General features: G+C 64.2%; 17 protein-coding genes. 5 read left to right on the top strand and 12 right to left on the bottom strand.

Features of this window, described 5'->3' with window-relative positions; genetic code table 11:
* Positions 1 to 27: 27 nt before the first annotated feature.
* The gene (gene parC / locus ASR47_RS20640; RefSeq protein WP_065309684.1) at positions 28 to 2,382 is read left to right on the top strand and encodes a DNA topoisomerase IV subunit A; all 2,355 of its coding nucleotides are present in this window, start codon (positions 28 to 30) and stop codon (positions 2,380 to 2,382) included.
* A gap of 144 nt (positions 2,383 to 2,526) precedes the next feature.
* The gene (locus tag ASR47_RS20635; protein WP_082989070.1) at positions 2,527 to 2,775 is read left to right on the top strand and encodes a helix-turn-helix domain-containing protein; all 249 of its coding nucleotides are present in this window, start codon (positions 2,527 to 2,529) and stop codon (positions 2,773 to 2,775) included.
* Here the strand turns inward: ASR47_RS20635 and ASR47_RS20630 are convergent.
* The 9 genes from ASR47_RS20630 to ASR47_RS20590 all read right to left on the bottom strand — a co-directional run bounded on the left by ASR47_RS20630 (position 2,748) and on the right by ASR47_RS20590 (position 13,846).
* The gene (locus ASR47_RS20630; RefSeq protein ID WP_065309682.1) at positions 2,748 to 3,095 is read right to left on the bottom strand and encodes a hypothetical protein; all 348 of its coding nucleotides are present in this window, start codon (positions 3,093 to 3,095) and stop codon (positions 2,748 to 2,750) included. The genes ASR47_RS20635 and ASR47_RS20630 overlap by 28 nt on opposite strands.
* A 12-nt stretch (positions 3,096 to 3,107) precedes the next feature.
* A complete protein-coding gene (locus ASR47_RS20625) occupies positions 3,108 to 5,099 on the bottom strand; it encodes a DUF8189 domain-containing protein (RefSeq protein WP_217270608.1) in 1,992 nt (663 codons plus the stop codon).
* A 177-nt stretch (positions 5,100 to 5,276) separates the two neighbouring features.
* Positions 5,277 to 5,741: a hypothetical protein gene (locus tag ASR47_RS20620; protein WP_065309681.1), complete on the bottom strand. Its 465-nt coding sequence runs from the start codon at positions 5,739 to 5,741 to the stop codon at positions 5,277 to 5,279.
* Between the two features lie 192 nt (positions 5,742 to 5,933).
* The gene (locus tag ASR47_RS20615) at positions 5,934 to 7,148 is read right to left on the bottom strand and encodes an acetate/propionate family kinase (protein ID WP_065309680.1); all 1,215 of its coding nucleotides are present in this window, start codon (positions 7,146 to 7,148) and stop codon (positions 5,934 to 5,936) included.
* The gene (locus ASR47_RS20610) at positions 7,145 to 8,554 is read right to left on the bottom strand and encodes a bifunctional enoyl-CoA hydratase/phosphate acetyltransferase (RefSeq protein WP_065309679.1); all 1,410 of its coding nucleotides are present in this window, start codon (positions 8,552 to 8,554) and stop codon (positions 7,145 to 7,147) included. The genes ASR47_RS20615 and ASR47_RS20610 overlap by 4 nt, the downstream gene beginning before the upstream one ends.
* Positions 8,555 to 8,562: 8 nt before the next feature.
* Complete coding sequence (locus ASR47_RS20605; RefSeq protein WP_245714444.1) at positions 8,563 to 10,743, bottom strand: DUF3141 domain-containing protein; 2,181 nt, start codon at positions 10,741 to 10,743, stop codon at positions 8,563 to 8,565.
* 114 nt (positions 10,744 to 10,857) lie between these two features.
* Positions 10,858 to 11,640 (bottom strand): enoyl-ACP reductase FabI, encoded by a 783-nt coding sequence (fabI, locus tag ASR47_RS20600; RefSeq protein ID WP_150127901.1) that lies wholly within the window; start codon positions 11,638 to 11,640, stop codon positions 10,858 to 10,860.
* A gap of 136 nt (positions 11,641 to 11,776) precedes the next feature.
* Positions 11,777 to 12,415, bottom strand: a complete 639-nt coding sequence (locus ASR47_RS20595; protein WP_065309678.1) for a hypothetical protein — start codon at positions 12,413 to 12,415, stop codon at positions 11,777 to 11,779.
* Positions 12,416 to 12,421: 6 nt separating this feature from the next.
* Complete coding sequence (locus tag ASR47_RS20590) at positions 12,422 to 13,846, bottom strand: IgA Peptidase M64 (RefSeq protein ID WP_065309944.1); 1,425 nt, start codon at positions 13,844 to 13,846, stop codon at positions 12,422 to 12,424.
* Between the two features lie 158 nt (positions 13,847 to 14,004).
* On the opposite strand from ASR47_RS20590, the gene ASR47_RS20585 reads away from it, so the two are divergent.
* On the top strand, positions 14,005 to 16,008 hold the full coding sequence (locus ASR47_RS20585; protein WP_150127900.1) for a hybrid sensor histidine kinase/response regulator: 2,004 nt from the start codon (positions 14,005 to 14,007) through the stop codon (positions 16,006 to 16,008).
* 3 nt (positions 16,009 to 16,011) lie between these two features.
* On the opposite strand, the gene ASR47_RS20580 is transcribed toward ASR47_RS20585, so the two are convergent.
* The 3 genes from ASR47_RS20580 to ASR47_RS20570 all read right to left on the bottom strand — a co-directional run bounded on the left by ASR47_RS20580 (position 16,012) and on the right by ASR47_RS20570 (position 21,125).
* Complete coding sequence (locus tag ASR47_RS20580) at positions 16,012 to 17,277, bottom strand: cyanophycinase (RefSeq protein ID WP_065309942.1); 1,266 nt, start codon at positions 17,275 to 17,277, stop codon at positions 16,012 to 16,014.
* Between the two features lie 78 nt (positions 17,278 to 17,355).
* Positions 17,356 to 20,103, bottom strand: coding sequence for a TonB-dependent receptor (locus ASR47_RS20575; RefSeq protein ID WP_065309677.1), 2,748 nt, complete (start codon positions 20,101 to 20,103; stop codon positions 17,356 to 17,358).
* Positions 20,104 to 20,135: 32 nt separating this feature from the next.
* Positions 20,136 to 21,125: a MurR/RpiR family transcriptional regulator gene (locus ASR47_RS20570; protein ID WP_065309676.1), complete on the bottom strand. Its 990-nt coding sequence runs from the start codon at positions 21,123 to 21,125 to the stop codon at positions 20,136 to 20,138.
* Between the two features lie 202 nt (positions 21,126 to 21,327).
* Here ASR47_RS20570 and ASR47_RS20565 point away from each other — a divergent pair, with 202 nt between their 5' ends.
* Both ASR47_RS20565 and ASR47_RS20560 read left to right on the top strand, forming a co-directional pair.
* Positions 21,328 to 22,464: a succinylglutamate desuccinylase/aspartoacylase family protein gene (locus ASR47_RS20565; protein ID WP_065309941.1), complete on the top strand. Its 1,137-nt coding sequence runs from the start codon at positions 21,328 to 21,330 to the stop codon at positions 22,462 to 22,464.
* Positions 22,465 to 22,477: 13 nt separating this feature from the next.
* Complete coding sequence (locus tag ASR47_RS20560) at positions 22,478 to 23,869, top strand: YfcC family protein (RefSeq protein WP_065309675.1); 1,392 nt, start codon at positions 22,478 to 22,480, stop codon at positions 23,867 to 23,869.
* The last annotated feature ends 1 nt before the right edge of the window (position 23,870 follow it).

Genomic DNA, 23,870 nt, shown 5'->3' with positions numbered 1-23,870 from the left:
CACTCCATACTGAACTGAACCCGCACCATGTCCACACAAACGAATTTATTTGACGATCCCCAGAGCGAGCCTGTCGTGCCCGAAGAACCGGTGTTCGACGGCGAGGCGCTGACCTTGTCCACCTTTGCCGAACGCGCCTATCTCGATTACGCCATCTCGGTGGTCAAGGGCCGCGCCCTGCCCGACGTGTGCGACGGCCAGAAGCCGGTGCAGCGCCGCATCCTGTACGCGATGAATGAGCTGGGCCTGAATGCGACCGCCAAGCCGCGCAAGTCGGCCGCCGTGGTCGGCGACGTGCTGGGCAAGCTGCACCCGCATGGCGACCAGTCGGTGTACGACGCGCTGGTGCGCATGGCGCAGGACTTTTCGCTGCGCTATCCGCTGATCGACGGCCAGGGCAACTTCGGTTCGCGCGACGGCGACGGCGCGGCGGCCATGCGCTACACGGAAGCACGGCTGACGCCGATCGCCAAGCTGCTGATGGATGAAATCGGCATGGGCACGGTGGACTTCCAGCCCAACTATGACGGCTCGACGGAAGAGCCAAAACTGCTGCCGGCGCGCCTGCCGATGGTGCTCCTCAATGGCGCGTCCGGCATCGCCGTCGGCCTGGCCACCGAGATCCCGTCGCACAACCTGGCGGAAGTGGCGAAAGCGGCCGTGGCCCTGATCCGCGACCCGAAAATGACGCACGCCGAACTGATGAGCTTCATCCCCGGCCCCGACTTTCCCGGCGGCGGCCAGATCATCACCCCGGCGGCGCAGATCGCCGACATGTATGCGAGCGGGCGTGGCAGCATGAAGGTGCGCGCGCGCTGGAAGATCGAAGAGCTGGCGCGCGGCCAGTGGCAGGCCGTGGTGACGGAACTGCCGCCCGGTACCTCGTCGCAAAAAGTGCTGGAAGAGATCGAAGAGCTGACCAACCCGAAAATCAAGCTGGGCAAGAAAGCCCTGTCGCCGGAACAGATGGCCCTGAAAGCGCTGATCCTCAATTCGCTCGACACCATCCGCGACGAATCGGGCCGCGCCGCGCCCGTGCGCCTGGTGTTCGAACCGAAGTCGAAGAACCAGGACCAGACCGAATTCATGCTGATGCTGCTGGCCCATACCTCGCTCGAATCGTCGACCTCGATCAACCTGGTGATGATAGGCGGCGATGGCCGCCCGCGCCAGAAAGGCCTGGGCGACATCCTGCGCGAATGGATCGCCTTCCGCTTCGAAACCGTCACGCGCCGCACCGGCTACAAGCTGGGCAAGGTGCGTGACCGCATCCATATCCTGGAAGGGCGCGAAGCGATCCTGCTCAATATCGACAAAGTGATCCACATCATCCGCAATTCGGACGAACCGAAGGCGGCGCTGATCGAGGCCTTCAACTTGTCGGAACGCCAGGCCGACGATATCCTGGAAATCCGCCTGCGCCAGCTGGCGCGCCTGGAAACGATCAAGATCCAGCAGGAGCTGGCCGAGCTGCGCAAGGAAGAAAAATCCCTGCAGGACCTGCTCGACAACCCGGGCTCGATGAAGCGCGCCATCATCCGTGAAATCGAAGCGGACGCCAGGCAGTTTGGCGACGCGCGCCGCACCCTGATCGAGGAAGCGCAAAAAGCCGTGGCCGAACAGAAGGTGGTCGACGAGCCGGTTACCGTCATCATTTCCGAAAAAGGCTGGGTGCGCGCGCGCACCGGCATCGGCCATGACGCGGCCCAGTTCACCTTCAAGGCAGGCGACGCGCTGCACGGCGCGTTCGAGTGCCGCACGGTCGACACCTTGCTGGGCTTCGGCAACAACGGCAAGATCTATTCGGTGCCCGTGTCGGCGCTGCCCAACGCGCGCGGCGACGGCGTGCCGATCACCACCCTGTGCGACATGAGCGGCGGCACGCCCGGCAACGCCGTGCGCATCCTGCACTACTTTGCGGGCAATGGCGCGACCAACCTGCTGCTGGCCACCAGCGCCGGCTACGGTTTTATCGCCAAGGCGGGCGACATGGTCAGCCGCCTGAAAGGCGGCAAGTCCTTCATTACCCTGGGCGATGGCGACGTGCCACTGGAGCCGAAAGTCATCGCGCCGGCCGCCAGCGCCGTGGCCTGCCTGACCGACAGCACGCGTTTGCTGGTGTTCGGCCTCGATGAAATGAAGACCCTGACCAAGGGCGGCACCGGCGTCAAGCTGATCGAACTGGAAGGCAAGGACAAACTGCTGGCCGTCCAGCCGATCACCCAGCGCGGCGTGGTGGTATCGGGCATCGGCCGTGGCGCCAAGCCGCAGGATGTGTCGCTGGGCGCCACCGGCCTGGCCGAGCACTTCGGCAAGCGCTCCAGGAAGGGCAAGGCGCTGGCGTCGAAACTGAAGCCGGTCAAGATGACGGCGATCGGTTAATTGTCATCACGCAGGTCTGGTAGGTCGGATTAGCGCGCAAGCGCGTAATCCGACACCACCGTCGGCGCCAACAATTTGTCTCCATACAAATAGTTTTGCACATTCCCGCCCGTTCTCCGTTATCCCTGCAAGGCATGCATCGGCATGCCTGCAGATCGACAGGAGAACCGGCATGGCCATCGCAGTTTCAAGCAGTTTCCCATGCAGCGCCTGACGCCGGCCGAACGGCAGGTGGCCGTCATGGCGGCCGAAGGCGCCGCATATAAAACCATCGCAAAAGTGCTGGGCAAGTCACCCGCCACGGTGCGCAACCAGCTGCACGCCGTGTATCAAAAGCTCGGCGTGGCGAACCGCACGGCGCTGGCCTACAAATTGGGCGCGCCGCCGCCCTGACGGCGCACCAGTTTCAACAGGCCGGGCGTGGCCTCGACGATTTCCAGTTCCCTGCCCTCTCCCCATGCGTAGCGCCCCTGGCCCAGCGCCCGCAAGGTGGCTGGCGGCGCGGCGCGCGGACGGTCGTCGGGGCCGGGCAGCAGCGAAGTGACGGCCGGCGCGCCATCGTCCTGCGTGGAAAACTGCAGCACCTGCCTGCCCTTGCGGCTGGGCGGAAAGGCAAATGTGGCCGTGGGCCGGTAGACTTCGACGCCGGCTTCATCCTCTTCAAAGGAATGGGTCCAGCTGCCGGCGGGCAGTTCCATGTTCGCATCCGTCATGTCCATCCTCCTTCAAAAGCACGATACCACGCCGCCCAGGTCCTCAAAGCCATCGACGGCGGGCTGCCAGGCGCCGCCGTCCCAGGCCTTGTGGAACAGCGCGCCATTGGTGCCGGTCACAAAAACATCGAGCCGGTCCGGGCCCCAGGCCACGGCGCGTGGGCGCGAGGCGCAGGCGCCGCCCAGGTTTTCAAAACCATCGGCCGAGGGCAGCCAGGCCGCGCCGTCCCAGGCCTTGTGGTATAGCGCGCTGTCGGTGCCGATAACGAACACGTCGAGCCGGTTGGCGGACCACGACACCGCTTCCACCTCGCCCACGCACACGCCGCCCAGGCGCTCGAAGCCGTCGATCGATGGCGCCCATTGCGCGCCATCCCACCACTTGTGATACAGCGCGCCATCGGCGCCGGTGACGAAGACGTCGAGACGGTCAGGGCCCCAGCTGAGCGCACGCGGCGACGACAGGCACACGCCGCCAAGACGTTCATAGCCGGTGAGCGACGGGCCCCAGGCGCCGCCATCCCACCACTTGTGGTACAGCGCATGGTCGGCGCCGATAACGAACACATCGAGCCGGTTTTCGCCCCAGGACACGACCTCAGGCTGGCCCAGGCACACGCCGCCCATCGCTTCGTAGCCCGTCAGGGACGGTCCCCAGGCCGTGCCGTCCCACCACTTGTGATGCAGCGCGCGGTCGGTGCCGACGACGAACACGTCGAGGCGATTCGGCCCCCAGCTGACAGCGCGCGGGTCGCCGACACACAGGCCGCCCATGGTTTCAAAGCCGTCCACCGACGGTCCCCAGGCCGCGCCGTTCCACCATTTGTGATACAGGGCGCTGTCGCTGCCGGTGACAAAAATATCGAGCCGCTCCGGGCCCCAGGCCACCGTCTGCGGCGCACTGAAACAGACGCCGCCCTGCGCCTCAAAGCCGGTGGCGGACGGCTGCCAGGCCGCGCCATCCCAGGCCTTGTGATACAGCGCATGGTCGGTGCCGAGCACAAAAATATCGAGGCGGTTTGCGCCCCAGGCCACCAGCGGCGAGGAACTGTTGCGCGGCGCCAGACCAGCTGCGCCACCATCGGTGCCGATGGTGGCGCGCGGGCCGTCCAGGCAAGCCTGCATGCGCTCCACCTGGCCGGCGGTAAACATGAACATGGCCGGGTCATCGACGTAATCCATATAGTTCATGAACATGTCGCCGTGCGGCCCGTTATTGCACGACAGCTGAGGAAACGGCGGCTGGCCCGTGTGCGGCCCGCCCTGGTTGGGTGTGTCGTCGACATTGTCGGTGCCGCTGCAGCCGGTGCCGTCGTCGCCCCAGATATGGTTCAGGTTCAGCCAGTGCCCCACCTCATGCGTGGCCGTGCGGCCCAGGTGAAATGGCGGCGCGGCAGTGCCGGTGGTGCCGAACGCCGATTGCAGGATCACCACGCCATCGGTTTCATCGGGGCCACCCGGAAACTGCGCATAGCCGAGCAGGCCGCCACCGAGCTGGCAGACCCAGATATTGAGATAAGATGCGGCCGGCCAGGCGTCCAGGCCGCCCGAGGCGTGCGACTTGACGGCGTCGTCTGCGCCAAAGGCGGCCACCGTCGTCTGGCGCCGCTCGATGCCGCTGGTGGGCGCACCGTGCGGATCGACGGTCGCCAGCGCAAACGCCACGCGCGCGTCGGCGGTGAACGGCAGGAAGGGCGCCGGCGTGGTCTCGACATCGGGATTGGCGCGGCGAAAATCGCGGTTCAGCACGGCGATCTGGCTGGCGATCTGTTCATCGGAGATATTCTGCGCAGCCGTATTCCACACCACGTGCACCACCACGGGAATGCGCGTCACCCCCGTGCGCCCGGCCATGCCGCGCCCCTCCTGGTACAGCATGGTCATGTTTTCGATATCGTCGCGCACCAGCGCATAGGCCGGGTCCTCGCTGAGCAGGCGCCGGTGCACGTCCATGGTGGCGCAGCGGCGTACTTGCGGCGTGCTGCTGGGGTTCGAGGTGACCATGATGTCTCCCTTTCAGTCTGTCAGGAAAAACACTATGGCATGGCAGAAACGAGGGGAGTTGATACGGATCAAGTCCGGCAGACGGACTGGTGAAAACGCGCAGACGACAAAAAGACAGCCGAAGCTGTCTTTCTGTCTTTCTATCCCGCAGGAGTGGCCTGCGGGAAGAAGGGTTGATTACTTGGCGGCTGCGGCTTTCACATCAGCGTCGGCCTTGGCCTTCGCTTCCATGGTTTTGGTGGCGGCGACAGCCTTGTCGGCGTTCGCTTCCACTTTTTCCTTGGCCAGTTTTTCGTCGGCTTTTACGGAAGCTTTGTGGGCTTTCGCATCAGCTTTGGCGTCCTTTTTGTCGGCCTTGGCTTGTGCTTTCATTTTGTCTTCCGGATCGGCATCGACGACGTTGTCGTGTGCTTTTGCTTTGGTCTTGGCTGCCTTGTTATGGGCGTCGGCTTTCTTTTCGTCAGCCTTCATCTGTGCCTTGGCAACATCTTCATTGGCGTTGGCGACGACTTTGGCTTCCTTGTTGGCGGCCTTGTTGACGTCTTTTTGTGCCGAAGCCTGGGCTTCGGCAACTGGAGCGGTTTGAGCGATGGCTGCGGTAGCAAATACGGTAGCGATCAGGGCGGCGAGTAATTTGTTCATGATGTGTGACCTTTCAAGTGGTTTAAATTATTCTGACTAAAGGCGGGCAAAATGTTCAAAATTTGCCAGCACTGCGCTGGTTTCTGGTGAAACACCGCAGTGGCATGACTTCATAGTAGAGAACAATCAAAAACCAGACAGTGCGCTAGCGCACTCAAGAGAGAAAACACTGCAAGCAAGCAATTCCCACTCTCAGGACAACACCGCCCGCGCCGCATGGCGGGCTGCCACCCATTCCTCGTTCGCCGGCTCCACGCCCACCACGATGCGGCTGTCCGCCGTCGAAATCAGGCTGGCGTTGCGGGCATTGGCGTCGCCATCGAGCACGGGACCGGCAAATGCCAAGGCATCGCAGATGCGCTGGCGCAGCACCGCGCTGTGTTCGCCGATGCCGGCCGTAAACACCAGCATGTCCAGTCCACCGAGCACGGCCGTCAGCGCACCGATCTCGCGCACGATGCGGCGCACGTACAGCGCCAGCGCCGCGCGGATGCGCTCGCCCGTCGCGTCCATGCGCTCTTCCTGCGCCAGCAGCACCGGCGGGTCGGCCGACACGCCCGACACGCCGAGCAGCCCCGACTCGTGGTACAGCACATGGGCGACTTTTTCCAGCGACAGCTTTTCAATCTCCATCAGGTAGATCACGGCGCCCGGATCGAGCGCGCCGCAGCGCGTGCCCATCATCAGGCCGTCGAGCGCCGAAAAGCCCATGGTGGTGCCGACGCTTTGCAGGTTCTCCATCGCGCACAGGCTGGCGCCGCTGCCCAGGTGCGCCACGATCACCTTGCCGCGCGCCACAGGACCGTAGCGCCGCTCCAGCACCAGCGACTGGTATTCATACGACAGGCCATGGAAACCATAGCGGCGCAAGCCCCGCTCCCACGCATCGTAGGGCAGCGCCAGCATCTGCTCGACCTGCGGCACGGTGTGGTGAAAAGCCGTGTCGAAGCACGCCACCTGGACGATATCGGGGCGCGATGCCAGCAGCACTTCAATCGCCTCCAGGGCGAACGGCTGGTGCAGGGGCGCCAGCGGCACATAGGTCTTCAGGTCGGCCAGCACCGCCGCGTCGATCAGCACCGGCGCAAAATACTTGCTGCCGCCATGGACCACGCGGTGCGCCACCGCATGCAGGCGCCGTCCCGCCAGTTGTTCGACGACTTTTTCGCGGATATGCGCGAGCGAATCGTGGTGCGCCTGTTCAGGCGCGAACACCAGCGTCTCGGCGGGCAGGCCGCCGGCGCGATAGGTGGTTGTTTCGCGGCCGATGCCTTCGACCTTGCCGCTCCATTCGCTCTGCTGCGCCACGCCGCCCTGGCTGGCCGCGAACAGCGCGAACTTGATGCTCGACGAGCCGCAGTTGAGCACCAGGATCAGCGCGCCTTCTTGATGGACGGGTGTATTCATGGTGGCGTGCTCCGGTAGTGGCTGGCCAGCAGTACGGCCAGCGCGCACGAGGCGATGCGGCTGGCGCGCGAGTCGGCGCGACTGGTGAGAATGATGGGGATCTTCGCGCCCAGCACGATGCCGGCCGTGTCGGCGTCGCCCATGTATTCGAGCTGCTTGGCCAGCATATTGCCGCTTTCCAGGTCCGGCACCAGCAAAATATCGGCGCGCCCGGCCACGTCCGAGACGATGCCCTTGACGGTGGCCGCCGCGATCGAGACGGCGTTGTCGAACGCCAGCGGACCGTCGAGGATGGCGCCGGTGATCTGGCCACGGTCGGCCATCTTGCACAGCGCGGCGGCGTCCACCGTGGCCGGCATGGCCGGGTTGACGGTTTCCACTGCCGCCAGAATCGCCACGCGCGGGCGGGCCACGCCGATCACATGCGCCAGGTCGATCGCGTTGCGCACGATGTCGGCCTTGATTTCCAGGGTCGGCACGATATTGACGGCGGCGTCGGTAATGATGAAGGGGCGCGGATAGGCTGGCGTCTGCATCAGAAAGCAGTGGCTGACGCGCCGCTTGGTGCGCAGGCCGGCGGTGGCCACCAGCACGGCCGACATCAGTTCGTCCGTATGCAGGCTGCCCTTCATCAGCGCTTCGACTTCACCCTTGCCAGCCAGCTCGGCGCCGCGCGCGGCCGCCGCATGGCTGTGTTCCACGTCCTCGATGGCGATGCCGGCCAGGCTCAGGCCCGCAGCCGCCGCCACCGCTTCCAGGCGCGCGCGCGGCGCCACCAGGATGGGCGTGATCAGGCCGGCTGCATGCGCGTCAAGCGCGCCGGCCAGGCTCAGTTCATCGCAGGGATGAATCACCGCCACCTTGATCGGGCCCTTGCTGCGCGCCTGCTCCACCAGGCGGCGCGTGCCGTCGCCATTGTGCAGCCGCACCTCGGGCAAGGTGGCGCGCGTGCGTGCTATCTGCTCGGCCGGCGCAATCACTTCGGCCACGCCATCGAGCACGGTTTCGCCGCGCTGGTTGACGCAGCGGCAGGCCAGCGTCACCTGGCGCGTGGAAGGCTCGCGCTGGGTCACCGTCACGCCGATATCGAGCGTGTCGCCAACGCGCACCGGCAGCAAGAAGCGCAGGGTCTGGCCCGCATACACGGTGCCGGCGCCGGGCAAGCGCGTGCCCAGCACGGCCGAGATCAGGGCCGCGCCCCACATGCCATGGGCGATCACGCCCTGGTAGCGCGACGCGGCGCCAAATTCGGCGTCGAGATGCTGCGGATTGTCGTCGCCCGACATCACGGCGAACAGCGCGATATCATCGGCGCTCAGGGTGCGCTCGATGCTGGCGCTGTCGCCGATGGCGATCTGCTCGAACGTGCGGTTGCGCACGATATTCAACTCATCACGGGAATTCATAGGGGCCTTCAAGCGGTAGTCGCGGATTGGGTGGGCGTCTTTGCGGACGCCGCGTTCTTCGTATTGGTCGCTGCTGGCGTGGCGTGCCCGAACACTTCCAGCATCTGCGCCAGGCTGGCTTTTTCCCCGGGCGTGGGTGCGTCCAGCATCAGCACCACCTGCCGCAGGCCGTCCGCCATCGCGCGCACGGCATCGGGATGGGCGTGCGACAGCAGCACCGGCAGGGCCGCCATGCTGGCCTCGCCATCGTGCTGCATCAGTCTCGCCTGGCGGCGCACGATGCTGCGGAAGTCATCCATGCGCAAGCCCTGTTCGAACAGCGGCTGCAGCAGTTTCAAGGTCAGGTTGAAGCGGCGCTCGTCGGCGGCCGTGCGGAAACGATGGACATAAAACAGCGCGCGCACGCCCGCTTCCACCAGGGCGCCCTGGTAGACCTCGTCGTCCAGGCTGGCGCCATCTTCGAGGCGTTCATGCGCGACGTCCGGATGCGGCCGGGGCACTGCCCCGGCGCCCTGTCCGGCCAGCGCCTGCACCAGCGCATTGCCATAGACCATGTTAAACGCCTGCTCGGTGGCCGTGTCGCGCACGTCGCGCCAGCGGTCCAGGCCCGCCGTGACGGCGCTGGAGAACGCCTGCTGCAGCGCCAGCAGCGGATTGCCGGCCGCCACCGGGGCACGCCGGGCGCGCACCTTGTCGGCTTCCTTTGCCACCAGTCGCGCCAGCGGATTATGGTCGTTCCAGCGCTCGTACGACACGCGCAGCGGATGCATCAGTTCGAGCATGCGCGCCGATTGCGGCGTGACCACGGCGCGCACCCATGGCTGCATGAAGGTTCGGTACAGCGACAGATTGATTTCCGACACGCGCGCGGCGGCGGCAAACTTGCGGTCGTTTTCGACGCTGGGCCGCACGATGGCGCGCACGTCGTCGACGCCGCGCTGCTCGACCGACAGCACATAGTCGCCGCTGGCCAGGTCGGCGTTCGGCGTATCGGCGGTCTTGTCGACGATCTTCGCTTCATACAGGCCGGCCGGCAGCAGGTTGATCAGGTCGATATTGCTGGCAAACTTCTGGTGCTCCTTGTGGCCCACCTTGCCGGACACGAAAATGCCCAGGTGGCCGATGCTGTCATGCACCGCATAGACGATGGTCTGGTCGTGGGCCCGCAGTTCGGCGTCGTCGCGGTACAGGTCCGTGATCCAGCCCAGCGCCTGCGGCGGCGGCGTGATGTTGTCGCCGTTCGAGCAGAACACGACGATCGGCGAGCGGATCTTGCGCAGGTCCAGGCGTATGCCATCGGATGTGACCAGCTGCGCGGTGGCCAGGCGGTTGCCGATAAACAGATTGTCGACGATGTACTGCATCTCGACGGCGTTCAGGAACACATGGCCGCCCCAGTATTTTTCAAACTCCAGGTAGCGCGGCGCTTCCGTATCGATGTTGGCGTAGAGGTTGTACTGCTTGCTCCAGTGCGTGTTGGCCGGATTGAGCTTTTCGAAATTTTGCACCAGGTTGGCGCCGTCGAAACGGCCGTTGCCCAGGTCGCCGGCCAGCGCGGTGGCCCAGCTGCCGCCCATGGTGCCGCCCGAATAACGCATCGGATTGCGGCCATGCCAGCCGGCCCAGTACGACACGGGCGCGCCGGCCACGATGATGGGACCGAACAGGTCGGGGCGCATGGCGGCCGTCATCAGGATCTGCCAGCCTGCCTGGCAATTGCCGATCACGGTGGGCCTGCCTACACTGTGCGGGTGCAGGGCGATCACTTTTTCCAGGAAGGCCACTTCCGCATGCATCACGTCTTCCACCGTCTGGCCCGGCACCGGGTTGGGCAAGAAGCCGATGAAATAGCAGGGGTGGCCGGCGCGCAGCGCCACGCCCACTTCGCTTTCAGCCTTGAAGCCGCCGATGCCGGGGCCATGGCCGGCGCGCGGGTCGACCACCACGAAGGGGCGCTTCGATGGATCGGGTGCGGGCAGGTCGGGCGCGAGGATGCGCACCAGGCCATAGTTGACGGGGCGCGGCAGATCCACGCCCGTCATCACCACTTCGGCCGGAAAGTCGAGCACGTTGGGCACCTCTTCGGCCAGGTGTTCCCGGTACTGGTTGCCGCGCTTGCGCATCACGTCCGCGTACAGCACGATGCGCTGCCACGAGTCGCGCGCATAATCAGCTGTTGCCCCCAGCATGCCCGGCAGGCCGCCGGTCGAAAAAATGGCTGCGGAAGGTGTCTTCATGGAGCTCCTTGTTGGACGGCATGGCCAGACCCGGCCCGGTGGCAAGGCGCGCATTGCCGCCATCGGTTAATTGAGGATGTTGTAGCCGCCGTCGACATACAGGGTGCCGCCAGTGATAGCGCGCGCGCCGTCACCGGCCAGGAAGGCGCACAGGGCGCCGACGTCATCGATGCTGGCCAGGCGGCGCATCGGCGAGCGCGCTTCGGCGTCGGCCAGCAGGCGGTCGAAATGAGCGATGCCGGAGGCGGCGCGCGTGGCCAGCGGCCCCGGCGAAATCGCATTGACGCGGATGCCGGCCGGGCCCAGTTCGGCCGCCAGGTAGCGCACCGACGCTTCCAGCGCGGCCTTCACGGGGCCCATCAGGCCATAGTCGGCGATCACGTCCTCGGCGCCCAGGTAGGTCATGGCCATCAGGCTGCCGCCCTGCCGCATCAAAGGCTCGGCCAGCTTGGCCATGCGCATGAAGGAGTGGCACGACACATCCATCGCCTGCGCAAAGCCGGCCGCCGAGCTGTCCGTCACGCGGCCATGCAGGTCCTGCCTGGGCGCAAAGGCGATCGAGTGGACCAGGAAATCGAGGCCGCCCCACTCGCGTTCGATCTGCGCGAACAGCGCTTCGAGCTGGCCCGGCACCGACACGTCGAGCGGCGCCGTGAGGGCCGCACCCAGCTGCTGCGCCAGCGGTTCCACATGCGGGCGCGCCTTGTCGTTGAGCCAGGTGAGTGCCAGTTCCGCGCCGGCCGCGCGCAGTGCGCGGGCGCAGCCCCAGGCGATGCTCTGGTCATTGGCGATGCCGACCACCAGGCCGCGCTTGCCCCGCAAATCAAATAGTGCTTGTGTCATGCTCATGCTCGCTTAGGCTCATGTTTGGCGACAGACTATAACGGCGTTTGCGGCGGTGCAACATTGATATGAATCAAATTTTACTGCAATACTATGTCAGTGCCATGACAGCAGGCCTATCATGCTGCGCCCTGTGGGCGGGCTAATTCAGTATCAGATCGATCGTTTCCACGCGATTCGACAATTCAGGCTCGGGACGGTTATTCAGTATCCATGCCACCAGCCTGCCATGTTCGATGATTGCCTTTTTTGAATACACCAGGCTGAAATACTCCATGCGATCCATCGGGTCTTGCGGTACCGGACGAGTTTTGTCGGGAACATCTTCAAAATAATAGCGCGAGGTTTTCAGCGCCGGATATTTCTGCAGCAGATACTCATCGATCTGATGCGGGTCGCGGCCCGTTCTTCTGCCATACAGGTCATTGCGCGAGATGCCGGTGATGACGACAGACTTGATATTGCCCTTCAGCTCGCCATAGGCTTTTTTGGTGGTGGAGAAATCTCCCTGGACAATCTGGTCGCCAGCGCTCAATTTCCTGATCACGGCCAGCCGCACGAAATCGCCCTGGATTTCCGTGACCTTGAAGATGAAATACTGGTTTTCCATGCTCTGGCTGCCATTATGGCCGCGCTGCTGGCTGAAAATAAAACTCCCCATCTGTAATTGATGTTCAGGCGTATTGATGGCCTTTTTCCACAGATACGGTTCCACCACCATGCGCTTGAAGGCATACAAGGCGATCACGGCAACAATCACGACGAGGAGTATTTTTTTCATGGTATCTCAGTGTTTTGGTGTGCCGGCATACAGGTCGATAATCGTGCTGATGCCGTCCCGGCAGACCGAACAGAAAGTCTGGCTGCGGTCGAACATGATGCACTGCATCTCGGGACGGTAGAAGCCGGTCGACTCGTAGTTCGCCCCTTCGAAGGCGCCCACCGCATGGCGCTGCGGCGCGGCCGAGAACAGCTGTTCGGTGCGCGCCAGGTCGGCCTTGAACAGCGCGCTCATCTCGCTTTCCGGGCGATTTTGCGCACGCAGGGCCGCGCGTGCTTTCTGGTACTCGCGGGCGTGGCTGTCATAGGCTTGCTTGGGCCACGGCGTGGGCAGCGGCGTGCCCGTCTTCACATGGCTGCGCCATTTCAGCCTGGCCGGGTCGCGCAGCGCGGTGGCGTTCGGCTCCCACGGTTCCTGGCGTTCGCCATTTGACTGATAGGCCACCGGCGAGGTGTAATACTCGTCGGCCAGGCCGGCGAAATGGTGGCCGAATTCGTGCACGAACAGGTAGTTGGCCCAGTCGTTATTGGCCGCCGCCGTGCTGAACTGGCCAAAGATGCCGCCACCGCCATAGGTGTCGTTGTTGACGAGGATTTCAATGAACTCATACGGCGCGTACTGGGCCAGGTCGCGCAGCGCGCGGTTGTCGGTGGTCAGCACATAGCGCTCGCTGCCGAAGATATCGTAGCGCGTGCCCAGCGGCGACGCATGGTGCACGCCGGTCGACGGGCGCGACACGCCCGACTCCGAAGTCGGCGCGGCCATGGCCCACACATTGAAATCCTTCGCCCGCTCGCGAAACGGCGAGACGGTAAACAAATGGTCGGCCAGCTTGCGCGCCGTCGCTTCAAACTTCGCCATCTCGGCGGCCGTATAGCCGTCACCTAAAATCAGCAGGTCGACCTTGTCGGCCGAATCGCCATTGACGCGGATGGGAATCGGCTTGACGGGCGCCGGCGGCTGACTGCGGATCACGTCCTGCGCCTTCGGATCGACATCGGCAGACCAGACGACGGAAAACAGGCCGCGCTCGTCGCGTTTCAGGATGCGCACGCGCACCGGCTGCTCTGGCTGCGGGAAGCGTACCGATTCCTGGAAGGCGCGCGTGGTGGTCTTGGCCTCGTCGGTGCTGCTCCACTCGCCGAAAATGGTGGAGAAGCCGCGCGAATACAGCACCTTGCCGGACTTGATATCGACCACTTCCACCATGTTGACGCCACGGTTGCTGTCGTCGATGGTGCGCGCCATGCTGCCCGGCCAGGGCAGGGGCTCGACCAGCACGCGCTCGACCGCATAGTGCTCGCCCAGCGCGTTGCCGCTGTGCTGGTAGTCGAGGCGCATGGTGGCCGGCTGCGCGGCCTGCACGGCGGGAAGGACGCCGGCGGCCAGCGCCAGCGCACAGAGAAAAGATCGGATCGAGATGGGCTGCATGGTGTTCCTGAAAGCGGAGTTGAGCAAAGAAGCGGCAAACAGCGAGCGTTCGCTGCGATACATTGTAGCGACAAACACGCGTGTTTTAACTGAAGAGCTTGATACAATCGCATGGCGATGGCCCGGTTGCAGGCCGTTTGATACTGAAAGGTAATAACGTGAAGCAAACGGACTTGTCAGATACGCCGCCACCGGCCTTTCTCGCCGGTGGTGGCGAAATGGGCGCCCTGATGCGCAGCCACGACTGGGGGTCACACCCGATGGGCGTGCCCGAGCTATGGCCGTCGCTGCTGAAATCGACCTTGCGCCTGTTGTTGACCAGCAATCACCCGATGTTCATCTGGTGGGGCGACGAACTGCATCAGTTCTACAACGACGCCTATCGCCGCACGCTGGGGCCGGAGCATCATCCGGCGGCCCTGGGCCAGTGTGGCCGGGAATGCTGGGCCGACGCCTGGCATCTTATCGGTACCGAAATCGATGACGTGATGGCCGGGCGCGGCGCCAGCTGGCACGAAAATGCGCTGGTGCCGATGACCCGCCATGGCAACCGCGAAGACGTGTACTGGACCTATGGCTGCAGCCCGATCGAGGATGAAGAGCGGGTGCACGGCGTGCTGGCCTTGTGCACCGAAGTGACCGGCGAAGTGCGCCTGCGCGAAAAACTCAAGCAGTCGTACGTGACGGTGATCGACTCGATGGACGAAGGCCTGGCCGTGATCCAGATCATCGTCGACGATGCGGGCAAACCGGTCGACTACCGCTTCCTGGAAGTCAATCCCGCGTTTGAACGCCAGACCGGCCTGGTGGGCGCCATCGGCAAGACCGCGCGTGAGCTGGTGCCCGGCCTGGAAGAACGCTGGTTCCAGATCTACGGCAAGGTGGCGCTGACGGGCGAATCGGTCCGCTTCATGGAAGGCTCGGAGCCGATGAACCGCTGGTTCGATGTGTATGCGATCCGGGTCGGCCCGGCCGAAGAGAAAAAAGTGGCGCTGATGTTTCGCGATGTGTCCGAGCGCACCCGCACCGAACAGGCGCTGCGCGACGCGGACCGGCGCAAGGATGAATTCCTGGCCATGCTGGCTCATGAGCTGCGCAATCCGCTGGCGCCGATTTCGGCGGCGGCCAACCTGCTGCAGCTGGCCGGCACCGATCCGGCCCGGGTGCGGCAGGCCAGCGCCGTGATCGGACGCCAGGTGCGCCATATCAGTGGCCTGATCGACGACCTGCTCGATGTGTCGCGCGTCACGCGCGGCATGATCCCTTTGGTGAAAGTGCGCACCGACGTCAAGCGCGTGGTGGCGGACGCGATCGAACAAGTGCGTCCGCTGATCGAAAGCCGCGGCCACCGCCTGACAGTACAGACGCAGGCGGCTTCCGCGCTGGTACTGGGCGACGCCAAACGGCTGGTGCAGGTGGTGGCCAACCTGCTCAACAACGCGGCCAAATATACCCCGCATGGGGGCAATATCGCCTTGAACCTCGAGGTCGAGGGCGACAAGGTGCGACTGACGGTGCTTGATAACGGCATCGGCATGACGGCCAAGGTGCTGGAACACGCGTTTGAACTGTTCGCCCAGGCCGAGCGCGAAACCGACCGCGCGCAGGGTGGCCTGGGCATCGGCCTGGCGCTGGTAAAAAGCCTGGTCGAACTGCACGGCGGCGAGGTGGTGGCCAGCAGCGACGGCCTGGGCCTGGGCAGCCGTTTTACCATCTGCCTGCCGCATCTGCTGGCGCAAGAAGAACGGACCTCGGCACCTTTGGTGACAAGGCAGGAGCGCGGCGCCGGCTGGACCGCGCTGCAGGTGATGGTGGTCGACGATAACGTCGACGCGGCCGAGATGCTGGCCATGCTTTTGGAAACCACGGGCCACCAGGTGAGCATCGAGCACCATGCGCTGCTGGTACTCCAGCGCGCGCAGGCATGCGTGCCCGACGTGTTCCTGCTCGATATCGGCCTGCCGGACCTCGACGGCTATGCGCTGGCGCGCCAGATCCGCGCGGTACCGAAGCTGGCCGGCGCGGTGCTGATCGCGGTGACCGGCTATGGTGACGAACAGGCCAGGCAGCAAGCCAGCGCGGCCGGTTTCGACCACCATTTCGTCAAGCCGATCGAGACGGCCAAGCTGCTGGCGCTGCTCGATACGCTGGCTATCGCTTGACGCCTATTTGTAACGGTAAAGCGGCTGGCGCAGCTGGATCGGACGGATATCGAGCCGCAGTTTCAATACCGAATAGGCTTCCGCCTCGGTCGAGCTGTAGCCGACGCTGTTGACGGTCTTGCTGAACCGAAATTCGAAACCGAGATCCGGGTAAGGGTCGCGCGGGTTGCCGAAGGCGATGCCGATCGCTTCCTGCTGGGCATTGTCGATCAGGTTGCCCATCAGGTCGAGCACGGCGTTATTGCCGAGGATATCGTTGGTAAATACCGGTTCGCGCATATCGGGCTGGTTCGGATCGAGCTTGTTGTCGGCTTTGTCAGGCGATGGCGTAAACACCTTGGTGATCAGGTTGAACTTGTCGCCCCGGTCCAGGTAGCTGATGGCCGCATTGCTGATATTGAAGTTCTTCACGCCACGGTCGCTGATGGCGCCCGACAGGTCGATCAGCAGCGCGCCGCTGTAGCCGATCACTTCCACATCGCGCTTGGCGTCGACGATCATGGCGCTGTTCTCATCGATGCCCAGGCCTATGTGATAGCCCTTTTTCAGCATCACGGGAATCATGCGCGCAAAGCGGCCGCGCACCAGCAAGTGCTGGTCGACGAAGACGTCGCTGCCGATAAAGCCCAGGCCCGGCGCGATTTCGCGGCCGTCGGTGACGCCCATTTTCAGCATGTCGAGCACCGGGCGCGCATCGTAGAACATGGTGGTGCTCATGATGGCGGCGCCGGCGCTGGAGCCGGCGATCACGCCGCCGCCTCGGTAGACCGACCAGATCGCTTCAAGCGCCGCCGTGCGGCTGCCGTCCGGGCGCAGCAGGGCCTGGGTGATGCGGCCCTGGTCGCCGCCGGCAAAGTAGATGCCGCTGGCCGACTTGATCTGGGTGACGATGGCCGGGTCTTCGGCCGCCTTGCGGTAGTCGCTATTGGCCAGTTTCACGCCCAACGGGATGAAAAAGGCGTCGGCGCCATATTGATTCAGCTTGGCCATGATGCTGGCGCCCGATTTTTCAGGATTGATCGAGGCCGACGCCATCACGGCGATGCGCGCGCCCTTGCCGCCGGCCAGGTCGACGATGCGCTGCCACACTTCCGCATTGTCGGCGCGCAGGCCGCCGCCGATGATCACCAGGGTGCCCTGCGGCGCATTGGCCGGGACGGCTGGCGTGGCGGGAGCGGCCATCACGGCCTGCATGCCCGTGATGGCCAGCGCCACCGTCAGCAAAAAGGCGGTGCACAATTTTTGAAGCGGGATTGTGGATGATTTCATGGTGCCTTTCAAATGCGATGAAAACGGCGCGCGCAACACGCGCGCCGCACACTACAACTGCCTTGTTATTTGAAGCTGTTATTTGAAGCTATAGTTTGCGCTGGCATAAAAGCGCCGGCCGCGCGGATCCGTATAGCTTGGATCATACCCGGACAGGAAGTAATAGGCCTGGTTCGAATACGGCGGGCTGGTGTTGAACAGGTTCTGGATGCCCGCGCGCAGCTTGAACTGCTTGCTGAAGGCATACGCGCCCGACATGTCCCAGATGGTGTAGGCCTTGACCCGGTTCGGCTGGACCACGCTGCCGTCATCGGTATTGATGGCCGAGTTCTGGTCACGGTAGCCGCTCGAATAGGTGTTCGACAGGCTGGCCGAATACGGGCCCAGGTCCCAGTCCAGGGTGATGGTATGGCGCCAGCGCTGCACCACGCCGTCGGTAACAAACGTGTTCAGGTTGCTGACATAGGCGTCGCCGGGGCTGGTCTGGATTTTCGAGGCCAGCACATAGGTGCCGCTCAGGTGGCCGCCGAAGCGCCCCCACGCCGTTTTCACGCCATGCAGGTCGGCCGTCAGGTCGATACCCGAGGCTTTTTGCGCGCCGCGGTTCTCCTTGCGCAGGTCGATGTAATCGATCTCGTTATCTTCATTGCGGTGCACCAGGTCGCCGTATTTGGCCAGGTTGCCCAGGATGATATCGTCACCGATTTCGCTGATCAGGCTGGTGCGTTCGATGTTCCAGTAGTCGGCACTGAAGGTCCAGTGCTGGCTCGGTTCGAGCACCAGGCCGGCCGAGAACTGGCGGCTGCGCTCCGGTTTCAGTTTGTCGTTGCTGTAGCGGCGCGTATCCCAGTTATTGGCGCAACTGGAGTAATCATTGTCTTCCGCAGCGCACAGCACCGGATCGGGCAGGGTCGCCGTCTGGCTGTAGACGGTGGGTCGGTGCAGGTCCGACATCGACGGCGCGCGAAAACCCTTGCCGGCCGAGGCGCGCATCAGCACCTGCTTGTTCGGCATGAAGGTCAGGCCGATCTTCGGACTGAGCGCCCCGCCCACCTGCTGGTAATGGTCGTAGCGACCGGACAGCTGCGCCTGCCATTGTTTGGTGAACGGCAGCAGCAGCTCGCTGTAGATCGCCTGCACGTTGCGGCTGTCGCTGGTGACACGGCCGCCTTCCGGCGCCGGATCATCGGTGATATTCCCGCTCAACAACAATTCGGACGGACGGAATTCCGTGCGCTCGCGCCGCACTTCGCCACCGACGGCCAGCGCCAGCTCACCGCCGCCCATCGCGGTCAAGGCGCGTGAAAACTTGAAGTCCAGCGAGTCCATGCTGCCGCGCGCGTGGCGTACTTCGTCGTTGACCTGGATTTTGTCGAGCAAGGCCTTGCCTTGCGCGGTCGACGCGCCGAAAGGATTGATCTGGCCGTCGGTAATGCCTTGTTGCAACTGGTCGGCCAGCAGGTAGCCATGGGTATCACGGTCCTTGACCACGTTGACGCTGTGATTGAGGCCGATGTCATAGTCCCACTTTGCCACCGTGCCGGTGGCGCCCACCACATAGCGCTGGCTCTCGCTGGTCAGTTCACTGGTGCGCCGGCCCGCTTCGTCCAGGCGGATGCGCAAGGCCAGCGGGCCGGTCAGCCCGGCGGCGGCCAGTTGCGGCACCATGCCCGCGTCGATGTCGCCATCCGGGCGCGAGGTCGATCCGACGTAATAGCTGCGCGAACGGCTCAGCGCCGCTTCGGCATACAGCTGATGGTCGCTGTTGACCTTGAAGACGCCGCGCGCGAGCAGGTTCTGCTTGTCGGTCTTCGGATACAGCTCGGTGTCGCCCATGTAGTTATAAGTACAGGCATCGACGCCACCGGTGCCGGCCGGCAGATAGACATTGGCCGGTCCACTGCAGCCAGGAATCGACAGATTGATCAGGCGATTGGTGATCGGCTTGCCGTTGAGCAGGAACCCTTTTTCCTGCAGAAAGTCGCGCTGGTCGCCGCTCAGGCGGATATTGGCCGGACTGGTGTAGCTCGACAGCAAATGGCCCAGGCGCTGCGGCACCTGCAGATTGGGAATGAACTTGCGCTGCGAGGTGCTCAGGCGATCGGTCTTTTGCAGGTCCACCACGGCAAAAACGTTGTAGCCATCCGTTTCCAGGTTGCCGGTGCCGGCCGTGATGCTGGCCGTGCGCTTGCCGGCGCCGCCTTCATCGGTGCGGCTGCCGTACACGTTCAGGTCCAGGCCCTGGTAGTCCTTGCGCGTGATGAAGTTGATCACGCCGCCGATGGCGTCGGTGCCGTACAGGGCAGAGGCACCGTCGAGCAGCACTTCCACGCGCTGCAGCGCGGCGGCCGGAATATTGTTCAGGTCCACGCCGGTGTCGTCGCCGGGCGAGGCAAAGTTGGCCATGCGCCGGCCATTGAGCAGCACCAGGGTCGACGAGGTGCCCACGCCGCGCAGGTTGGCGCTGTTGAAGCCGCGCTGGTCGCCGCCCACGTTGATGCTGGCGCCGTCCGTCAGGCCGCCGACGTTGGCCGACACGCGCGCCATCAGTTCGGCCGCCGTCGTCACGCCGGCCTTTTCAATTTCGGCGCGCGTGATCACCTGCACCGGCAGCGCCGTTTCCGATTCGAGCCGCTTGATGGCCGAACCGGTGATTTCCACGCGGCGCAAGGCCGGGTCGATCTCGCCATCCGCCGTTTGCGCCAGCGCGCCGGGGCTCATGCCCAGCGCCGCCGTCATGCCCAGCGCCCCCAGCGCCAGGCGCACCGCGCGCGCCAGTTGCGCTTCGCGCGGCATGGCGTCCCTGCCTTGATGTTCTGTTTTCATTTATCACTCCCGATGGTGTTTAGCCTGAATTTTTATATGAACTGCTTTTTTTGTACTGCCCTGCTTTTATGCTTTGCTGCGGATTTCCTGGGTCCCTGCACGCCATGTTCGCCGCCATACAGATAGGCGGCGATCACGTCGCTCAGGCGCGCGGCCTTTTCGACATTGCCCTTGTTCGACACCATCAGCGCCACGGCCAGCGCTTCGATCATGGCCAGCGCCGTGCTGGCGCTGCTGGGCAGCACCGGATGCGTGCTTTGCGCATACAAGGCATGGTCGGCCAGTTCGGCCAGCGGCGAGGCCGGCGAATCGGTCAGCGCGACGATATGGGCGCCGCGATCGCGTGCAAAGCTGGCCAGGCCGATGCAATCGAGCGTATAGCGCGGAAACGAAATCACCACCAGCACATCGTGCGCCGTCAGATTGACCAGGTGGCCGGCCGCCACTTCCGAGCCGCCGATGCCCACCACTTCCACCACATGCGGGCAGAATGGCTGCAAGTGCTGCACCAGCATGCCGGCCAGGTTGGCCGACAGGCCAAAGCCCATTACATAGACGACCCTGGCCCGCGTCAGGCGCCGCACCACCGCCTGCATCTGCGCCAGCGACAGGGCGTCGGCCGTGGCGGCGATATTGGCGGCCGCATATTCCAGGCTTTGCGTGACGGGCGAGGTGGCGCGCGCGCGATGGAGGATGGTGTGGCGCAGCTTGTCGACCGGCTGCAACAGCGACTGCAAGGTTTCGGCCATGGCGCCGCGCATGGCCGAATAATTCTTCTGGCCGATATCGCGCGCAAAGCGGCTGATGGTGGCGGTGGACACCTGGCAGCTGTCGGCCAGCTCCTCGATGCCAAGAGCGGTGACGCGCAGCTGGTTGCGCAGCAAATAGTCGGCGATCTGCCGGTGCGACGCGGAGCCGGTGGCCAGCACGCGCATCAGGCTCTGGCCCAGCGCGGACTGCGCAAACGCGGCATCGGGCGCGTGAACGCCGGCGACGGAGGCAGGACTGGCGGATGGCTTCATGGGGCTGGCGGCCTGTGTTTGTTGCGTGCAAAGGACATGCGGCATGGTTCTGAAAACGTCTGCCGCAAGCCACTGTACTCATATCAAAAACAAAACTCAATCAATATCTGTAAAAGGATTTTCATTTATTTACTTAGTGAAAATAATGCTACATAATCGACGCAAAACCCACCCACCATGCCCCGTTTTGGAGCGCCTCATCATGCAAGTTCGCCAGCACACCCTCTCCACGCCGCACGCCAGCGTTGCCTACCAATTGAGCAGTTTTCATTTCGGCGGTCCCGCAGCGACCAGCGCCAGCGGCAAAAAAGTCTATCTCCAGGCGGCCCTGCATGCGGACGAAGTGCCGGGCATGCTGGTGGCGCAATTCCTGCGCCGCGAACTGCTGAAGCTGGAAGCGGACGGCAAGATCCTCGGCGAAATCATCCTGGTGCCGGCGGCCAATCCGATCGGCCTGTCGCAAGCCATCCACGGCGCGCCGTTCGGCCGCTTCGACCTGTCGACCGGCATCAACTTCAACCGCGCCTACCGCCATGTAGCCGACGAACTGAAAACTTCGCTCGACGGACAACTGGGTGCGGATACGGGCGCCAACGTGGCGCTGATACGCCAGCAGGCGCTTGCCGCGGTGGCCAAATGGGAGCCGCGCACCGACGCCGAGACGCTGAAAAAAACCCTGCTCGGCATGGCCATCGACGCCGACATCGTGCTCGACCTGCACTGCGATAACGAGGCCGCGCTGCACCTGTACACCGGCACGCCGCTGGCGGCGCAATTGGCGCCACTGACGGCGCTATTGGGCGCGCGCGCCGTGCTGCTGGAACTGGCCGCCGGCGAAGAACCGTTCGACGAAGCGTGCAGCCGCCTGTGGTGGGATCTCGATACCCATTTCCAGGGCCGCTACCCGATCCCCGCCGCCTGCCTGTCGGTGACGGTGGAGCTGCGCGGCGAAGTGGAAGTCAATTACGCGCTGGCCGAACGCGACGCCCAGGCCCTGCTGCGCTTCCTGGCCATCGAAGGCGTGCTCGATATCCCTGGCGCGGCCGACGACCTGCCGGCGCCGCAATGCGTGCCCACGCCGCTGGCCGGGGTGGAACCGATCCTCGCGCCCCACGCCGGGGTGCTGGTGTATTTGCGCGAGATGGGCGACGTACTGGCAGCCGGCGACGCGGTGGCCGACATCATCGACCCTGTCAGCGGCGACACCACCACCTTGCGCTGCACCGTGGCCGGCGTGTTTTTTGCGCGCAGCGCGCACCGCCATGTGCTGCGCGGCATGAACGTCGGCAAGGTGGCCGGCGCCGTCGCCTACCGTGGCGGCAGCCTGCTGAGCCAATAAGAAGACCATCTCCATGAAAAAATCGTTCAAGCTGCCCAATACCTTCGTGCTGTTGTGCGGCATCCTGGCCATGATCGCGCTGGCCACCTGGCTGGTCCCGGGCGGCAAGTTCGACACGCAGCTGGTCAACGGCAAGCAGCTGATCATCCCCGGCACCTTTCACTACGTCGACAACAAGCCGCAGGGCCTGGCCGCCCTGATGATGTCGCCCATCAAGGGCTTTGTCGACGCCAGCCTGATCATCGGTTTCGTGCTGATCGTCGGCGGCGCCTTTGCCGTGCTGCAGAAAACCGAAGCGTTCGACTCGCTGATCAAGGCCATCGCCAAGGCCCATACCAGTTCGCGCTTCGTGCGCGCGGCCATCATCCCGGTCTTCTTCACCATGTTCTCGCTCGGCGGCGCCACCTTCGGCATGAACGAGGAAGCGATCCCCTTCATTTTGATCTTCGTGCCGCTGGCGCTGGCGCTGGGCTATGACACCATCACCGGCGTGTCGATTCCGTTTCTCGGCTCGCAAGTGGGCTTTTCCGCCGCTTTCCTGAACCCGTTCAATGTCGGCATCGCGCAGGGCATCGCCGGCGTGCCGATCTTCTCGGGCATCGGCTACCGCCTGATCGTGTGGAGCATCGCCACCGCGGTCAGCATCGTGTTCCTGATGTGGTACGCCGCGCGCATCAAGCGCCACCCTGAAAAAAGCCCGACGTACCAGCTCGACATCGAAAAGCGCAGCGAGCACACGATGGACCTCGACAGCTTCGCCGGCATGACCGGCACGCACCGCGCCGTGCTGTGGATTTTCCTCGGCACGCTGTTGACCATGGTGGTCGGGGTGGTCAAGTACGACTGGTTCATCGATGAAATCGCCGCCCTGTTCCTGGTCATGGCCATCGTGGTGGGCCTGGTGGGACGGCTCGATGCCGACAGCCTGGTCGCTTCTTTTGTTCAAGGCGCGCGCGACATGGTCGGCGTGGCGCTGGTGATCGCGCTGGCCCGCGCCACCATGATCCTGGCGCGCGACGCGCAGATCATCGACACCATGCTGCATGCGCTGACGCCGCTGGTGGCCTCGTCGAGCCCCGTCTTCGCCGCGCAGAAGATGTTCTTCATGCAGACCGTGATCAACTTCTTCATCCACTCCGGCAGCGGCCAGGCGGCGCTCACCATGCCCATCATGGCGCCGCTGGCGGACCTGGTCGGCGTGACGCGCCAGACGGCGATTCTGGCGTTCCAGTTCGGCGAATTCACCACCCCGATGATTCCCACTTCCGGCATCACGGTGGGCGTGCTGGCGCTGGCGCGCGTGCCCTGGCTTACCTGGGCCAAGTGGATGATCCCGCTGCAGCTGATTTACCTGGTGCTGGCGCTGCTGCTGTTGATACCGCCCTGTCTGATGCACTGGCAGTGAC

It is taken from the genome of Janthinobacterium psychrotolerans (genome assembly GCF_001677885.1).
In the GTDB taxonomy this organism is placed as follows: domain Bacteria; phylum Pseudomonadota; class Gammaproteobacteria; order Burkholderiales; family Burkholderiaceae_D; genus Janthinobacterium; species Janthinobacterium psychrotolerans.
Note: the sequence above shows the minus strand (reverse complement) of the source record. Positions and strands in the feature narration are given on the sequence as shown.

Bases quoted from the DNA above. Each gene is read 5' to 3' on its own strand.
- ASR47_RS20560 (WP_065309675.1), top strand. From the start codon at position 22,478: ATGAAAAAATCGTTCAAGCTGCCCAATACCTTCGTGCTGTTGTGCGGC.
- ASR47_RS20630 (WP_065309682.1), bottom strand. From the start codon at position 3,095: ATGACGGATGCGAACATGGAACTGCCCGCCGGCAGCTGGACCCATTCC.
- fabI (WP_150127901.1), bottom strand. From the start codon at position 11,640: ATGAGCATGACACAAGCACTATTTGATTTGCGGGGCAAGCGCGGCCTG.
- ASR47_RS20565 (WP_065309941.1), top strand. From the start codon at position 21,328: ATGCAAGTTCGCCAGCACACCCTCTCCACGCCGCACGCCAGCGTTGCC.
- parC (WP_065309684.1), top strand. From the start codon at position 28: ATGTCCACACAAACGAATTTATTTGACGATCCCCAGAGCGAGCCTGTC.
- ASR47_RS20590 (WP_065309944.1), bottom strand. From the start codon at position 13,846: ATGCAGCCCATCTCGATCCGATCTTTTCTCTGTGCGCTGGCGCTGGCC.
- ASR47_RS20570 (WP_065309676.1), bottom strand. From the start codon at position 21,125: ATGAAGCCATCCGCCAGTCCTGCCTCCGTCGCCGGCGTTCACGCGCCC.
- ASR47_RS20635 (WP_082989070.1), top strand. From the start codon at position 2,527: ATGCCTGCAGATCGACAGGAGAACCGGCATGGCCATCGCAGTTTCAAG.
- ASR47_RS20620 (WP_065309681.1), bottom strand. From the start codon at position 5,741: ATGAACAAATTACTCGCCGCCCTGATCGCTACCGTATTTGCTACCGCA.
- ASR47_RS20625 (WP_217270608.1), bottom strand. From the start codon at position 5,099: ATGGTCACCTCGAACCCCAGCAGCACGCCGCAAGTACGCCGCTGCGCC.
- ASR47_RS20575 (WP_065309677.1), bottom strand. From the start codon at position 20,103: ATGAAAACAGAACATCAAGGCAGGGACGCCATGCCGCGCGAAGCGCAA.
- ASR47_RS20595 (WP_065309678.1), bottom strand. From the start codon at position 12,415: ATGAAAAAAATACTCCTCGTCGTGATTGTTGCCGTGATCGCCTTGTAT.
- ASR47_RS20610 (WP_065309679.1), bottom strand. From the start codon at position 8,554: ATGAATTCCCGTGATGAGTTGAATATCGTGCGCAACCGCACGTTCGAG.
- ASR47_RS20615 (WP_065309680.1), bottom strand. From the start codon at position 7,148: ATGAATACACCCGTCCATCAAGAAGGCGCGCTGATCCTGGTGCTCAAC.
- ASR47_RS20580 (WP_065309942.1), bottom strand. From the start codon at position 17,277: ATGAAATCATCCACAATCCCGCTTCAAAAATTGTGCACCGCCTTTTTG.
- ASR47_RS20605 (WP_245714444.1), bottom strand. From the start codon at position 10,743: ATGCTGGGGGCAACAGCTGATTATGCGCGCGACTCGTGGCAGCGCATC.